The organism is Pseudomonas sp. SHLD1 (assembly GCF_028640935.1).
Classification (GTDB): Bacteria; Pseudomonadota; Gammaproteobacteria; order Pseudomonadales; family Pseudomonadaceae; genus Chryseomonas; species Chryseomonas aestiva.
Map to the genome: position 1 here is coordinate 152708 of NZ_JAQZAD010000011.1, position 14523 is coordinate 167230.

Consider the following 14523-nt stretch of genomic DNA (forward strand, 5'->3'; position numbering starts at 1 on the left):
ATGCGGCGATACCAGCGGAAAAATGCACCTATCTGTTCCTTCAAAAAGGGAAGATGAGTAAGTTCTACCTATAAATAGATAATCACAGGAAAATCTCACCATGAGCCGAGCAACGCTCGACGATTCCAGCCTGCGTATCCTCGATGCGCTTCAGGAAAATGCGGAGCTCAGCAATGCGGAGCTGGCCGATATCGTGGGCCTTTCCGCTTCACCCTGTTGGCGACGCGTCGCGGAAATGAAGGAGCGTGGCGTCTTGCGCGGCGCCGTGACGCTGGTCGATCCGGCAGCGCTCAACCTGGCCATCAACGTCTTCGTGCATGTGTCGCTCAAACTTCAGGACAAGCAGTCCCTGGAGATCTTCACCAACGCGATCAAGGAGCGCCCGGAAGTGATGGAGTGCTACCTCATGAGCGGCGAGGCGGACTTCATGTTGCGGGTGGTGAGCGAAGACCTGAGCAAATACCAGACGCTCCTGCTCGACTGCCTGACCTCCATCCCCGTCGTGGCCAGCATCAGATCGAGCTTTGCCCTGAGCCAGGTGAAATACACCACGGCCCTGCCCACCAATCATCTGCGAAAACGTCCGGCCGGCAGCAACGGTTGAGCGTTCGGAGCACCCGTCCAGCCAGGTCGGGCCCGCGTCCAGGCGGCTCCGCCCGAGAGCCAAAGCCTTGCCCGCTCCGGGGTTTCGGTCAGGTCCCCCGCGGCTTGGCTCGCGCCGTGGGTTCGGCGATCAAGGGATCGTCCGGCCAGTAGTGCTTGGGATAGCGGCCCTTGAGATCCTTCTTCACCTCGCCATAGGTATTGGCCCAGAAGCTGGCCAGGTCCTGGGTGACCTGCACCGGTCGCCGCGCGGGCGAGAGCAGGTGCAGCTTGACCGCCAGCCGCCCCCCGGCGAGGCGTGGGGTGTCGGCCAGGCCGAACAGCTCCTGCAGCCGTACCGCCAGCACCGGCGGCTGCTCGCTGTAATCCAGGCGGATGCTGGAGCCGGAGGGCACCGCCAGACTGCGCGGCGCCAGTTCGTCCAGCTGGCGCGGCAGTGGCCAGGGCAGCAGACCCTGCAGCATGGCGGCCAGATCCAGATTCGCGAAGTGGGCCAGCCGGGTGACGCGCTCCAGATAGGGCAGCAGCCAGTCTTCCAGGCTGGCCAGCAGCGCCGTGTCGCTTACCTCCGGCCAGTCGCTCGTCTGCTTCTGCTGCAGGTCCAGCTGGCGCAGCAGCGCCACCCGGGCCTGCCACTGGCGCAGTTCCGGCGTCCAGGGCAGCAACTCCAGGCCCTTGCGCCGCACCAGCCCGAGCAGCGCCCGGCTGCGGGCGGCGGCGTCCAGATTCTTCAGCGGCTCGCGACTCAGCACCAGTTGGCCGATCCGCCGCTGGCGTTCGGCGCGTAGCACGCCTTCGCGCTCGTCCCAATCCAGTTCGTCGTGACGCACCACCTGCTCGGCCAGCGGCCCCTCGAACAGCGCCGGATCCAGTTCGGCGGCGAGGTAGATGCGCTCTTCGCGCTGCCCCTGGCGACTGCCCAGGTCGGCCACCACCAGCCAGGGCGATTTCATCAATCCATCCGGCTCGCCAAAGCTGGCGGCCCGGCCATTGGCCAGGCGGTAGTCCTGGCCACCCGCCTTGCGCTGCTGGGCGATGCGATCCGGATAGGCGCAGGCCAGCAGCGCCCCGGTCCAGCGCGGGTGTTCGGGATCGGCCACCGGCTGCCCGGCCGGGCCGCGCAACAGGCTGCGATACTGGCGGATCAGCTGACGAATGCGCGCCACGCCGCCGCGCGGACCCCGGCCTTCGCCCGCCAGCAGCAGGAGACGGGTGTGCAGATCGGCGCCCTGCCCCGGGGTCAGGTCGCGCTCGCCCAGCAGCGCGGCGATCTCGCAGGCGCGCTCGGCCAGGCCCCAGGCCTGACCGCGCAACAGCAGGTGGGCCAGCCGCGGATGGGCCGGCAGGCCGCTCATGGCCTGGCCGTGAGGCGTGAGCACGCCCTGGTCGTCCAGGGCACCCAGCCGCAGCAGCAGATCGCGGGCCTGGGCGAGGGCGGCAGCGGGCGGGGGATCGAGCCAGGCCAGCTCCTCGGCGTTCATGCCCCAGCGCGCCAGTTGCAGGGCCAGGCCGGCCAGGTCGGCCTGGAGGATCTCGGCGCTGTCATAGGCCGGCAGCTGCTGATGCAGCTCTTCCGACCAGAGTCGATAGCAGACCCCCGGTTCCAGGCGGCCGGCGCGGCCCTGGCGCTGGGTCGCCGAGGCACGGGAGATGCGGCGGGTGGTCAGGCGGGTCATGCCGCTGCCGGGATCGAAGGCCGGCACGCGCGCCAGGCCCGCGTCCACCACCACCCGCACCCCTTCGATGGTCAGGCTGGTCTCGGCGATGTTGGTGGCCAGCACCACCTTGCGGTTACCCGCCGGCGCCGGCTCGATGGCCGCGCGTTGGGCGGCCAGTTCCAGCTCGCCGTGCAGCGGACAGAGCAATACCCCCGCGGGCAGCTGCTCCGCCAGGCGCTCGGCAGTGCGGCGGATCTCCGCCTGGCCGGGCAGAAAGACCAGCAGGCTGCCGGTCTCCTCGTCCAGTGCCTGCAGCACCGAGGCGGCCACCCGCGCCTCCAGGCGTTCGTCCTGGCCGAGCGGTCGGCTCCAGCGGGTCGTCACCGGAAACATGCGCCCTTCGCTGCGCACCACCGGCGCTCCGCCCAGCAAGGCAGCCAGGCGTTCGCCTTCCAGGGTGGCCGACATCACCAGCAGCTTGAGCGGGGTGTCACGCAGCAGTTCGCGGCCGCTCAGGGTCAGCGCCAGGGCCAGGTCGGCGTCCAGGCTGCGCTCGTGGAATTCGTCGAAGATCACCAGGCCGACGCCCTCCAGCGCCGGATCGTCCTGCAGCCGTCGGGTGAGGATGCCCTCGGTGACCACCTCGATGCGGGTGCGCGGGCCCACCCGGCTTTCCAGGCGGATGCGATAGCCCACCGTCTCGCCAACGCCTTCGCCCAGCTCCGCGGCCAGGCGCTCGGCGGCGGCGCGCGCCGCCAGCCGGCGCGGCTCCAGCAGCAGGATGCGCTGACCGGCCAGCCAGGGCTCATGCAACAACGCCAGGGGCACCCGGGTGGTCTTGCCGGCCCCCGGCGGCGCTTCCAGCACGCAGTCATCGCGGTGGGCGAGGGCCTGGCGCAGCTCGGGCAGGACAACATCGATGGGCAAGGGCGTCATTGGGCACAGCCGGTGGTCTCAACGGGGCGGGCAGTATAAGAGCGGCTAACAAAATGTAGCGAGCGGCTGTCAGGCAGGTGCGCGCGGCGCGCAGGAACCGCAGTGTACGAGTGGTACATGAGGATTCCGAGCACTGCACGCGCCTGTATGGCAGACGCGCAGTAGTTTTGTTTGTCGCTCTAAAGCGTCTCGCCCGCCGTGATTCCGGCCGCTATAGTGGCGGCCTCATCCAACCGGAGGTTGTCTATGTCGATGCGTACCCGCGCGGTGTGTGGCGTCCTCGCCGCAGCCCTGTTCACCCAGCTGACCGCTTGCGGTTCGCTGTTCTATCCCGAGCGCCGCGGCCAGATCACCGGCAGTGGCCGGATCGATCCGGGCATCGTCGCCCTCGATGCCATCGGCCTGCTGTTCTACATCATTCCCGGCCTGATCGCCTTTGGCGTGGACTTCGCCACCGGCGCCATCTACCTGCCCGACAACAAGCGCGCCGAGGTTGATCCCAGCGAGCTGAACAAGGCGGTCAACCCGGATGGCAGCGTTGATCGCGCGCGCCTCAAGGCCATTATCCAGCAGGCCACCGGCCACAACCTGCCGCTGGACGATCCGCGCCTGCTGCAGCGCAGCGGCAGCAACGAGCAGCTCGCCAGCCTGGGCCTCGCCCCGCGCGCCTGATGAGCGACCCGCACGGCACCGAGCGGCTCCTGCGTCGCGCCACCGCCGCCTCGGTGGCAGTGGCGACGACGCTGATCCTGGCCAAGGCCGTGGCCTGGTGGTTCAGCGGCTCGGTCAGCCTGCTCGCCGGCCTGACCGACTCGCTGCTTGATGGCCTGGCCTCGGTGTTCAACCTGCTGGCGGTGCACTACGCCCTCAAGCCGGCGGACGACGACCACCGCTATGGCCATGGCAAGGCCGAGTCCCTGGCCGGCATCGCCCAGGCGGTCTTCATCGGCGTCAGCGCCGTGCTCATCGCCTGGCAGGCCATCGGGCGGCTGCAGCAACCCGAACCCCTGGGCGCCCATGCCCTGGGCATCGCCGTCACCCTGTTTTCCCTGGCCCTGACCGCCGTGCTGGTGGCCTACCAGCAGCACGTCATCCGCCTCACCGACTCCACAGTGGTCCGCGCCGACGCCCTGCACTATCGCTCCGACCTGCTGCTCAATGTCGGCATCCTGATCGCCCTGGCGCTGACCGGCTTCGGCTGGTACTGGCTGGATCCGCTGTTCGGCCTGGCCATCGCCCTCTATATCCTCTGGAGCGCCTACGGCATCGCTCGCGATTCCTTTGGCGTGCTGATGGACCAGGAACTGCCCGCCGACATCAGCGAACACATGCTGCAGCTGGCCTGCCAAGTCCCGGGGGTGGAAGGTGCCCACGACCTGCGCACCCGCCTCTCCGGCAATCACTGGTTCGTGCAAATGCACCTGGAGCTGCCGGGCGAGATGAGCCTGTCCCGTGCCCATGTGCTGTGCGACGAAGTGGAAGCCGCCATCCGCGCCGAGTATCCCCAGGCCGAGGTGCTGGTCCACGCCGATCCGCTGGACGCACCCGACGTTCCGCACCGTCATCCGTTGCCGCCCGCCCCCTGAGCGGAACCTGGCGCCGCTGCGCTCTCTCGAATCTGCTGAGCCTGATTCGAGAGAGCGCCCCAGACGGCGCCGGAGTCCACCATGAAAACCATGCACCCGGTCGCGCACCTTGCCGACCTGCGCGAAGACCGCGGTACCGCGGTCGAGATCGAAGGCACCGCAATCCTGCTGCTGCGCGTCGGTGACGAGGTACGTGCCTTCCAGGCGCAGTGCCCTCACGCCGGCGCGCCGCTGGCCGAGGGCGCGGTCTGCCAGGGCCGCCTGGTCTGTCCCTGGCACAAGGCCAGTTTCGCCGTCGACGATGGCCGCCTCTGCGAACCGCCGGCGCTGGATGCCTTGCAACGCTATCCGGTGGACGTGCGCGACGGCGAGGTGCTGGTCGGGACCGAGCCCCTGCCCGCGCAGACGGCGGAGCCCCAGTCCGACGATCGCCTGTTCATCGTCGTCGGTGCGGGCGCCGCGGGCACCGCCGCAGCGGCGGCCCTGCGCGAATTCGGCTTTGGCGGCCGCCTGCTGCTGATCGGCCGCGAACCGGGTGAGCCCTATGACCGGACCGCCCTGTCCAAATTCGTCCTCCAGGGCGACAAGGCCCCCGATGAAGCCCCACCGCTGCGCGAGGCCGACTTCTTCCGCCAGCAGCGCATCGAACGCCTGCACGCCGAGGTGACGCACCTGGATCCCCAGCTCCGCCAGCTGCAACTCGCCAACGGCCAGACCCTGAGCTACGCCGGCTGCGTGCTCGCCACCGGCGGCGAACCCAGGCCCCTTGAGGTGCCCGGTGCCGAGCTCAAGGGCGTCCACCTGCTGCGGACCCGCGCCGACGCGGCCGCGATCCTCGCCGATCTGCCTGCAGAGGGCCGCGCGGTGATCGTCGGTGCCAGTTTCATCGGCCTGGAAGCCGCCTCCGCCCTGCGCAAGCAGGGCCTGGCGGTGGACGTGGTCGCCCCCGCTTCCCTGCCCTTCGTCAAGCAGATGGGCGAGACCCTCGGCCAGCATTTCAAGACCCTGCATGAAGCCAATGGCGTGACCTTCCATGCTCCCAACGAGGTGGTGGGCTTTGCCGGCGACGACCAGGTGCGCCAGGTCAGCCTCAAGGACGGTACCCACCTGCCCGCCGACCTGGTCCTGGTGGGTACCGGCATCGCCCCGGCGACCGCCTTCCTGGCCAATCTGCCCCTGGCGGATGACGGCAGCGTCCCGGTGGATACCCAGCTCCAGGCCGCCGCGGGCCTCTACGCCGTTGGCGATCTGGCCACCTTTCCCTATGCCGGCCAACCCACCCGCATCGAACACTGGCGTCTGGCCCAGCAACACGGCCGCCTGGCGGCGCGCAATCTGCTGGGCCACGCCGAGAGCTACGCGGACGTGCCCTTCTTCTGGACCCTGCATCACGGCAAGCGTTACGAATACCTCGGCCATCCCGGCCAGTGGGACGACATGCACCTCGACGGCAGCCTGGGCGACCAGACCTTCGTCGCCCTGCTGCTGGCCGCAGAGCGGGTGGTCGGCGTCGTGGCTTGCCAGCGAGAACGCGCCACCGCGGTGCTGAGCCAGCTCATGCGCCAGCCACTGTCGCGCGCCCGCGCCCTGGACGTCCTGGCAACGTCCTGAGCGGGAACGACCCGGACGCACCCGAGGGACAGGTGCGTCCGGTCGGTCCGTGGCGCCTCAGTTCCTTGCGTTGAACATCTCGGTGAACAGCTGCTTGTGGGCCGCGTAGTAATCGGCCACGACCTTGTCGGCGGAACTGTCACGCGCCTGGAGCATCAGCTGCTGCAAGTCGCCGGCCGGCAGGTGGTAGTCTGCGAAGAAGGTGGCGACCTGCGGGTACTCGGCCGGAAACTCCTTGCGCGCCATGGCATGGATCTGCTCCGCCGTACCGAAGACCCCCTTGGGATCGTCGAGATAGCGCAGCTTCCACTTGGAAAACATCCAGTGCGGACTCCAGGCATTGATCACCGACCACTTGCCGCGCTTCAGATTGCGTTCCATCTCGGTGAGCATGCCGACTTCGGACGAAGCGACGATCTTGTAGCCCTTGAGTTGGTAGATGTCGAAGGCCTTCTCGGTGAGCTTGTACTGGCCATTGCCGACTTCCGAGGACAGGATCTTGCCGTCGAGCTTGGCCCGTACTTCCGGCTTCTGCAGGTCCTCGATACTGGAGAGCTCGCTCTGGGGAACGGACTCCGGCACCGCCATGCCCAGCTTGCCCTCGTAGAGCACGCCCAGATCGGTGAGTCTGTCCTTGTGCTTGTCGACGAACACCGCATGGGTGGTGGGCAACCACACCATGGGGATGAGATCAATGCTGCCGTTGGCCAAGGCCTGGAACTGGATGCCGATGTCGGCCTGCACCAGCTTCACCGGCAGCTTCAGCTGGTCTTCGATGGCGACCTGGGCGAGCTTCGCGGTGATTTCCGCGTCCGACCAGTTGACCCAGCCGATGCGGACCGGTCCCTGGGCGGCCTGGATTACCTGGCTGGCGATCGTCAGGCCCACCACGGCGACCAGACCCAGCACCTTGCGCTTCATGTTCTGTGCAACATTCATCAGCTCTATCTCCGGCGTTTGTAGTGTTGTTGTTGCTGGCAGTCTCAAGGTGAAGAACGTGTTGTTGTTGGGGTAGGAAGCGTCCGCTAGAGCGCCCGCTCCAGGTCCGGCAGGGCTTGGAACAGATCGGCCACCAGGGTGTAGTCGGCCACCTGGGTGATGGGCGCCTCGGCATCCTGGTTGATGGCGACGATGACCTTGGAACCGCTCATGCCCGCCAGGTGCTGGATGGCGCCGCTGATCCCCACGGCCACATAGAGATCGGGCGCGACATGCTTGCCGGTCTGGCCCACCTGCAGGTCGTTGCCGGCGAAGCCGGCATCCACCGCGGCGCGCGAGGCCCCGACGGCGCCGCCCAGCCGATCGGCCACCCGCTCTACCAGGGCGAAGTTCTCCCGGCTGCCCAGACCCCGCCCGCCGGACACCACCACGCGGGCACTGCCCAGCTCGGGCCGTGCACTGGTGCTGAGCACCTCGCTGACGACACGGCTCGCCGCCGGTATCAACGCCTGCTCCAGTCGCACGATCGGGCAAGGCGTCTCGCCCTGCTCCGCCGGGGCGAAGGCGGACGCGCGAATCGTCAGGACCTGCACCTCATCGAGGGATTCGATCCGCGCGATCGCATTGCCGGCATAGATCGGCCGGCGGAACACCGTCGGGCTGTCGATGCCGATGACCTCGGCGATCATCCCCACATCGAGCAAGGCAGCCACCCGCGGCAGGACGCTACGCCCCTGGACGCTGGCCTCGGCCAACAACTGCCCGGGCCGCCGGCCCGTCAGCCCGGCGATCAGCTCGGCCTGGCTTTCCGGGGCGCACGGCGCCGCGGTCTCGACCACCAGCACCCGGTCCACCCCGACCAGGGCCGCCGCCTGCTCCGCCGCCGCGGCAGCGCCTGGCCCGATCAACAGCAACTCGATGGGCTGCGCCAGCTCCCTGGCCGCCATGACGACGTTCGCCGTGCCAGCCTTGAGCTGGCCCTGGTGCTGTTCGGCGAGGATCAAAGTAGTCATCAGAGCACTCCTGCACGCTGTTTGAGGTGACTCACCAGTTCATCGACGGACTGGACCCGGATGCCGGCTGAGCGCTGGCTTGGAGGCTGCACGCCCAGCAGGCGGGTATGCGTTCTGGTCGCGATGCCCAGCGCCGTGCCGTCAAGCACCTCCAGCGGCTTCTTCTTGGCCTTCATGATCGCGGGCAGCGAGGCATAGCGGGGCTCGTTGAGCCGCAGATCGCAGGTCACGACCGCGGGCGAGCGCAGCGCGACGGTCTGGCGCCCGCCATCGATCTCGCGCTCGACGATCCACTCACCCCCCGCATGGCTCAGCGCCGAGGCGCAGGTGGCCTGCGGCAGGCCGGCGAGTTGCGCCAGCATCTGGCCGGTCTGGCTGTTTTCCTGGTCGATGGCCTGCTTGCCGAAGAGCACCAGGTCCGGACGCTCACGCTCGACGACGCGGGCCAGAGCCTTGGCCACGTTCAAGGGTTCCAGGGGGCCCGGCAGCTCCACCAGCAGCGCTCGATCCGCCCCCAGGGCCAAGGCCACGCGCAATTGCTCCTGCGCGGCGCTGCCGCCGACCGTCACCACCACGACCTCCTGGGCGATGCCCCTCTCCTTGAGGCGGATGGCTTCCTCGACGGCGATTTCGCAGAAGGGATTCAAGGCCATCTTGACGCCTGCCAGCTCGACGTCGGAACCGTCGGTCTTCACCCGAACCTTGATGTTCGGATCGATGGCGCGCTTCACCGCGACCAGCACTTTCATCGTCTCTCCTGGGGCCCCTCGGGGCCGTGGCTACCACCTGAGATGGGCCAATCCTAGCCATGGCTCGACGTCGTCGGCAAGAGAAATGTACACGATAGATTTATTTATTGACACCGATGTACATTCAACCCAGATTGAGTGAAAACACGCCTGATGTCGTCAGCCCGGAGAGCCCGAGATGTCCACCGATCCGCTCCTGCAGCCGTACCAGCTCAAGCACCTGACCCTGCGCAATCGCATCATCACCACGTCCCACGAGCCGGCCTATCCCGAGGACGGCATGCCCAAGGCGCTTTACCGCGCCTATCACGTCGAGCGCGCCAAGGCCGGGGTCGCCCTGACCATGACGGCCGGCTCGGCGGCCGTCTCCCGCGACAGCCCGCCGGTGTTCAACAACGTGCTGGCCTGGAAGGACGAGGTGGTGGGCTGGCTGCGGGACCTGACGGACGAATGCCATGAGCACGGCGCCGCGGTGATGATCCAACTCACCCACCTGGGCCGCCGCACCCGCTGGGACAAGGCGGACTGGCTGCCGGTCGTGTCGCCCTCCCACGAGCGCGAGCCGGCGCACCGGGCCTTCCCCAAGCAGATCGAAGACTGGGATATCGAGCGCATCATCAAGGACTACGTCGACGCCGCCGAGCGCATGAAGTACGCCGGCCTCGACGGCCTGGAACTGCAGGCCTACGGCCATCTGATGGATCAGTTCTGGTCGCCGCTGACCAATACCCTGGACGGCCCCTATGGCGGCTCGCTGGAAAACCGCATGCGCTTCACCTTCGAGATCCTGCGCGGCATTCGCCAGCGTTGCGGCGAAGACTTCCTGGTAGGCATTCGCTACACCGGCGACGAGACCCTCCCCGGCGGTATCGACGCCAACGACGGCATGACCATCTCCCGGCTGCTCAAGGACAGCGGCCTGGTGGATTTCCTCAACGTGATCCGCGGCCATATCGAAACCGATGCCGGCCTGACCGACGTCATCCCGATTCAGGGCATGCGCAATTCGCCGCACCTGGATTTCGCCGGTGAAATCCGCTCGGCCACCGGCTTTCCGACCTTCCACGCCGCGAAGATTCCCGACGTCGCCACCGCGCGCCACGCCATCGCCTCGGGCAAGGTCGACATGATCGGCATGACCCGGGCGCACATGACCGATCCGCACATCGTGCGCAAGATCATCGAGAAGCGCGAAGAAGAGATCCGCCCCTGCGTCGGCGCCAACTACTGCCTGGATCGCATCTACCAGGGAGGCGCGGCCTATTGCATCCACAACGCCGCCACCGGCCGCGAGACCAGCATGCCGCACGACATCCCCAGGGCGGCGCTGCCGCGCAAGGTGGTGATCATAGGTACCGGCCCGGCCGGTCTGGAGGCGGCGCGGGTAGCCGGGGAGCGCGGCCACCGCGTCAAGGTGTTCGAAGCCGCCGATCGCCCCGGCGGGCAGATCCGCCTGACCGCCCAGAGCGAACGGCGGCGCGAGATGATCAGCATCATCGACTGGCGCATGGCCCAGTGCGAACGCCTGGGCGTCGAATTCGCCTTCAACACCTGGGCCGAGGCCGACACGGTACTGGCGGAAGAACCCGACGTGGTGATCGTCGCCACCGGCGGCCTGCCCCACACCGAGATCCTCAGCCAGGGCAACGACCTCACCGTCTCGACCTGGGACATCATCTCCGGCGACGTCAAACCCGGTCGTCAGGTGCTGATCTTCGACGACGCCGGCGATCATGCTGCCCTGCAGGCCGCCGAGGTCATCGCCAGGAGCGGAGCCCAGGTGGAGATCGTCACCCCGGATCGGGCCTTTTCCGCGGAAGTCATGGCCATGAACCTGGTGCCCTACATGAGGACGCTGCAGGACCTCGACGTGACCTTCACGGTGACCTACCGCGTCGACCGGGTCGCGCGGCGCGAAGGTCGGCTGGTCGCCACCTTCAAGAGCGACTATGGCCCGGTGCACAAGGAACGCGTGGTCGATCAGGTGGTGGTGAACCACGGGACCGTGCCACTGGACGATCTCTATTTCGAGCTGCGGCCACAGTCGAGGAACGACGGCGCCGTGGAGCACCAGGACCTGATCGCCGGCAAGCCGCAGAACATCGTCACCAACCCGGCCGGGCGCTTCCAGCTGTTCCGTATCGGCGATGCCGTGGCCGCGCGCAATACCCATGCGGCGATCTACGATGCGCTGCGCCTGGTGAAGGATCTGTAGCCCAGCGAGCTGCCCTGGTCGCAGGCCGGGGCAGCTGCCAGCAGACCTAGAGCTCGTCCGCTGCCGGCGCCTGGCGGAAGGTCTCGCTGAGCGTCACGAAGACCCCGGGCTCGGCTTCGGCATAACCGAATTTGCCGAAGAAGCGGTCGAGTTCACGCCGGGTGGGGCGCTCACCGGTAAAGATGCTGGTGTAGTGCGGGATGCGCCGGAAGCGTTCGGTCAGCCCCTCGGCGGTCTTCATCGAGATATAGCCGATCTGCGTCAGGTACAGCGTCCGCGCCCGGGTGTCGGCCGCATCGGCGTCGTAGCCGAAGCGCTGGAACATGCTGGAAAGCGCCGCCATGCGCGTGCGATCGGCAAGGGCGATGGCCTCCGCCACTTCGGCGGATTGCAGCGCCCAGCTGCGGACCGCGAACTCGAACTGGGAGTCGAACAGCTCGGCGTTCAACCAGCACTCGAAGACATTGAGGATCGCCTCGGCGATGCTCTCAGCATAGCTCTCGCATTGCCGGATCAGATTGCCGGTGTTCTTGTCGCGCCAGCGATCAAGCAGTGCGGCCAGCAGGTGCTCCCGATCCTCGAAGAACCAGTAGAAGCTGGTACGCGACAGCTTCAGCCGCTTGGCGAGCGGCATCACCTTGACGCCATCGATGCCGGATTCCTTCAGGGCCTCGTAGGCGGCCTCCAGCCAGCCATCGGCCGAGCCGCGCCAGCCACTGTCGGCGTCCTTTTCCTTGTCCCGCGCCTTGCTCTGTCGCGCCATCGACCGCTTGTCCCGTGCAATACTGTCCAGCAACTGTACAGCACCGCGCTTTTCTCTGCGCATCCAGGTGGATGCCCGCTTCTCTACGGCTTCCGCCGTGATGAATCGGGACTGAAGGCATAGCCCCGGCGAAGGCAGGCTCCCATGCAGCGCTCCGAATCCATGCGACGTTCCAAAGGCTATCGCCGGCTCATCCCGTCCATGAATGCCCTGCTGGTCTTCGAGGCTGCCGCTCGCCTCGGCAGCTTCACCCTGGCCGCCCAGGAACTCGGGGTGACCCAGGCCGCAGTCAGCAAGCAGATCCGCTTCCTCGAGGAACTGCTGGATACCCGCCTGTTCCACCGCCTGCACCGGGCCATCCAGCTCACCCCCGACGGCAGCGCGCTGTTTCTGGTCATGGGTGATTCGCTGCAGCGCATCGCGGCGACCTTCGACAAGATCCTCGACGGCCAGGCCGAGCAGGAAATCGTCCTGGCCTGTACCAGCGCCTTCTCCCATCTGCGGATCATGCCCCGCCTGCCGGCCTTGCAGGCACTGCTGCCCGATCTCCAGCTGCGGCTGGTCCCGCCGCTGCATCGCGAGGCCGATCTGGCCATCCGCTACGGCGATGGCAGCTGGGATGATGGCACGGCCACCCTGCTGTTCGACGAAGAGGTCTTTCCGGTCTGCGCACCCGGGTGGCTGGTGAGCCATGCCGCGCCGCACTCCATCGCGGACCTCTACCAGAGTCCGCTGATCGACTCGGACGCCACGCTGGAAGGCTGGATGACCTGGAGCACCTGGTTCCGCGCCCTGGACCATACCCCACCGCGGCTGCGCATCGGCCTGCGCTGTACCCACTATGCCGACACCATCCGGGCGGCGACCCAGGGCCTGGGGATTGCCCTGGGCTGGCAGCGTCTGGTCGCCCCACTGCTGGCGGACGGCCAACTGGTCCGGGTGACGGACTTCATCGTCAAGCCGCGCGATGCCTATTACCTGGTGGTACCCCATGGTCGCCAGTCGGTGGTGGGCGACCTGCTGCCGACCTGGCTGCGCGACGAGCCAGGCGCCTGCAGACCGCTCTAGCACAAGGTTTTCATCGCATAACCCAGACTCATGCCAGCGTAACAATAAAGCGCGTTGACCCCTTCCAGGGGCGCTTCGATACTGCGGCCACCTACCCCCGGCCAATGTCTCCCCGAGGTGCACCCATGGACAACGCCCCTGCCAAGAGCCATCGCGACCTGCTCGCCCAGCGCCAGCCGGGTCATGGTCTGCCCGGCGAGCTGTATGGCCGGCAAGACGTCTTCGCCACGGACCTCGAGATCTTCTACAACCGGCACTGGATCGTGGTCGGCGTGACCGCGGACATCCCCGAGCCGGGCGATGTCTCCACCCTCGACATCGGCAAGGCCTCCATCATCCTGGTGCGCGATGACGACGAGAACATCCGGGCCTTTCGCAACGTCTGCCGGCATCGCGGCGCGCGGCTCAGGGAGGCGGGCAAGTCCACCGTGGGCATGCTGGTCTGCCCCTATCACCAGTGGACCTACGACCTCGACGGCCAACTGAAACACGCGGCGCACATGGGCCGGGCCTTCGACGCCAGCTGTCGCAGCCTCCTGCCGGTAGCGGTACGGGTGGTAGGTGCCCATATCCTGGTCTGCCTGAGCGAAGACTCGCCCCAGGACATCGATACGCTCGCGGCCGAGATGGCGTCCCGCTTCGCGCCCTACGCCCTGCAGCTCAGCAAGATCGCCCACGAGAGCGAGATCATCGAGAACGGCAACTGGAAGCTGGTGATCGAGAACAATCGCGAGTGCTATCACTGTGCCGCGGGCCATCCGGAATTGAACGCCTCCTTCCTGCCGGAAGACTTCGGCGTCTGCACCGACGGCATGAGTCCGGAATCGCTCCAGGCCCTGGCGGAGTATCAGGCGAAGAATGCCGCGGCCCGGCAGGACTGGGAAGATCAGGGCCATCTCTGCGCCGCCGTGGAGCATCTGGAAGAAGACAGCGTCACCCAGTTCCGCTCGCAGCGCCTGGTCATCGCCAACCACGGCGAATCCCAGACCCTGACCACCCGGGTGGCCTGCACCCGCCTGCTGGGCGACCTGCAGCGCCGCGACCTGGGCGACGTGCATTTCTGGACCCATAACTCCTGGACCCACGTGATGAGCGATCACGCCGTGGTCTCCTACCTCATCCCGCTCGGGCCGGACCGGACCCTGGTGAGGACCAAGTGGCTGGTCCATGCCGAGGCCGTGGAAGGCGTCGACTACGACCTCCAGACCCTGATCGAGGTCTGGCAGGCGACCAATCTGCAGGACGCCGGGCTCGTCGCCCTCACCCAGCGCGGTACCCAGGATCCTGCCTACGTGCCCGGCCCCTTCTCGCCCTTCACCGAGACCTACGTCGAGCAATTCACCCGCTGGTACGCCGCCCGCCTCGCGGCCCACGGGGTGTGA

12 protein-coding genes and 1 other RNA gene are annotated in these 14523 nt (G+C 67.5%); 7 read left to right on the plus strand and 6 right to left on the minus strand.

The genetic code is table 11. The features are described from left to right. The first annotated feature begins 100 nt into the window (after positions 1 to 100). Positions 101 to 604, plus strand: a complete 504-nt coding sequence (locus PVZ77_RS04015) for an Lrp/AsnC family transcriptional regulator (protein ID WP_273809958.1) — start codon at positions 101 to 103, stop codon at positions 602 to 604. 88 nt (positions 605 to 692) lie between these two features. Here PVZ77_RS04015 and hrpB read toward each other — a convergent pair whose 3' ends face one another. Further along, positions 693 to 3197: an ATP-dependent helicase HrpB gene (hrpB, locus tag PVZ77_RS04020; RefSeq protein WP_273809960.1), complete on the minus strand. Its 2505-nt coding sequence runs from the start codon at positions 3195 to 3197 to the stop codon at positions 693 to 695. A 43-nt stretch (positions 3198 to 3240) separates the two neighbouring features. After that, a non-coding RNA gene (locus tag PVZ77_RS04025) (sX9 sRNA) lies at positions 3241 to 3316 on the minus strand. Between the two features lie 127 nt (positions 3317 to 3443). On the opposite strand from PVZ77_RS04025, the gene PVZ77_RS04030 reads away from it, so the two are divergent. The 3 genes from PVZ77_RS04030 to PVZ77_RS04040 all read left to right on the plus strand — a co-directional run bounded on the left by PVZ77_RS04030 (position 3444) and on the right by PVZ77_RS04040 (position 6394). Continuing rightward, entirely contained in the window at positions 3444 to 3869 is a 426-nt protein-coding gene (locus PVZ77_RS04030; protein WP_017639149.1) for a hypothetical protein, read from the plus strand. Beyond that, entirely contained in the window at positions 3869 to 4783 is a 915-nt protein-coding gene (locus PVZ77_RS04035; RefSeq protein ID WP_273809962.1) for a cation diffusion facilitator family transporter, read from the plus strand. Before PVZ77_RS04030 ends, PVZ77_RS04035 begins: the two co-directional genes overlap by 1 nt. Positions 4784 to 4864: 81 nt before the next feature. Beyond that, the gene (locus tag PVZ77_RS04040; protein ID WP_273809964.1) at positions 4865 to 6394 is read left to right on the plus strand and encodes an apoptosis inducing factor family protein; all 1530 of its coding nucleotides are present in this window, start codon (positions 4865 to 4867) and stop codon (positions 6392 to 6394) included. Between the two features lie 57 nt (positions 6395 to 6451). Here the strand turns inward: PVZ77_RS04040 and PVZ77_RS04045 are convergent, their stop codons facing one another. The 3 genes from PVZ77_RS04045 to PVZ77_RS04055 form a co-directional block, all read right to left on the minus strand. Next, positions 6452 to 7333: a glycine betaine ABC transporter substrate-binding protein gene (locus PVZ77_RS04045; protein ID WP_273809966.1), complete on the minus strand. Its 882-nt coding sequence runs from the start codon at positions 7331 to 7333 to the stop codon at positions 6452 to 6454. A gap of 86 nt (positions 7334 to 7419) precedes the next feature. Then, entirely contained in the window at positions 7420 to 8346 is a 927-nt protein-coding gene (locus PVZ77_RS04050; protein ID WP_273809968.1) for an electron transfer flavoprotein subunit alpha/FixB family protein, read from the minus strand. Continuing rightward, positions 8346 to 9095, minus strand: a complete 750-nt coding sequence (locus PVZ77_RS04055; protein WP_273809970.1) for an electron transfer flavoprotein subunit beta/FixA family protein — start codon at positions 9093 to 9095, stop codon at positions 8346 to 8348. The genes PVZ77_RS04050 and PVZ77_RS04055 overlap by 1 nt, the downstream gene beginning before the upstream one ends. A 178-nt stretch (positions 9096 to 9273) precedes the next feature. On the opposite strand from PVZ77_RS04055, the gene PVZ77_RS04060 reads away from it, so the two are divergent. After that, positions 9274 to 11310, plus strand: a complete 2037-nt coding sequence (locus PVZ77_RS04060; protein WP_273809972.1) for an NADH:flavin oxidoreductase — start codon at positions 9274 to 9276, stop codon at positions 11308 to 11310. 46 nt (positions 11311 to 11356) lie between these two features. Here PVZ77_RS04060 and PVZ77_RS04065 read toward each other — a convergent pair whose 3' ends face one another. After that, positions 11357 to 12073: a TetR/AcrR family transcriptional regulator gene (locus PVZ77_RS04065; protein WP_273809973.1), complete on the minus strand. Its 717-nt coding sequence runs from the start codon at positions 12071 to 12073 to the stop codon at positions 11357 to 11359. Positions 12074 to 12217: 144 nt separating this feature from the next. Here PVZ77_RS04065 and PVZ77_RS04070 point away from each other — a divergent pair, with 144 nt between their 5' ends. Both PVZ77_RS04070 and PVZ77_RS04075 read left to right on the plus strand, forming a co-directional pair. Further along, the gene (locus PVZ77_RS04070; RefSeq protein WP_273809974.1) at positions 12218 to 13141 is read left to right on the plus strand and encodes a LysR substrate-binding domain-containing protein; all 924 of its coding nucleotides are present in this window, start codon (positions 12218 to 12220) and stop codon (positions 13139 to 13141) included. Between the two features lie 125 nt (positions 13142 to 13266). Next, a complete protein-coding gene (locus PVZ77_RS04075; protein ID WP_273809975.1) occupies positions 13267 to 14523 on the plus strand; it encodes an aromatic ring-hydroxylating oxygenase subunit alpha in 1257 nt (418 codons plus the stop codon).

Bases quoted from the DNA above. Each gene is read 5' to 3' on its own strand.
- PVZ77_RS04015 (WP_273809958.1), top strand. From the start codon at position 101: ATGAGCCGAGCAACGCTCGACGATTCCAGCCTGCGTATCCTCGATGCG.
- hrpB (WP_273809960.1), bottom strand. From the start codon at position 3,197: ATGACGCCCTTGCCCATCGATGTTGTCCTGCCCGAGCTGCGCCAGGCC.
- PVZ77_RS04030 (WP_017639149.1), top strand. From the start codon at position 3,444: ATGTCGATGCGTACCCGCGCGGTGTGTGGCGTCCTCGCCGCAGCCCTG.
- PVZ77_RS04035 (WP_273809962.1), top strand. From the start codon at position 3,869: ATGAGCGACCCGCACGGCACCGAGCGGCTCCTGCGTCGCGCCACCGCC.
- PVZ77_RS04040 (WP_273809964.1), top strand. From the start codon at position 4,865: ATGAAAACCATGCACCCGGTCGCGCACCTTGCCGACCTGCGCGAAGAC.
- PVZ77_RS04045 (WP_273809966.1), bottom strand. From the start codon at position 7,333: ATGAATGTTGCACAGAACATGAAGCGCAAGGTGCTGGGTCTGGTCGCC.
- PVZ77_RS04050 (WP_273809968.1), bottom strand. From the start codon at position 8,346: ATGACTACTTTGATCCTCGCCGAACAGCACCAGGGCCAGCTCAAGGCT.
- PVZ77_RS04055 (WP_273809970.1), bottom strand. From the start codon at position 9,095: ATGAAAGTGCTGGTCGCGGTGAAGCGCGCCATCGATCCGAACATCAAG.
- PVZ77_RS04060 (WP_273809972.1), top strand. From the start codon at position 9,274: ATGTCCACCGATCCGCTCCTGCAGCCGTACCAGCTCAAGCACCTGACC.
- PVZ77_RS04065 (WP_273809973.1), bottom strand. From the start codon at position 12,073: ATGGCGCGACAGAGCAAGGCGCGGGACAAGGAAAAGGACGCCGACAGT.
- PVZ77_RS04070 (WP_273809974.1), top strand. From the start codon at position 12,218: ATGCAGCGCTCCGAATCCATGCGACGTTCCAAAGGCTATCGCCGGCTC.
- PVZ77_RS04075 (WP_273809975.1), top strand. From the start codon at position 13,267: ATGGACAACGCCCCTGCCAAGAGCCATCGCGACCTGCTCGCCCAGCGC.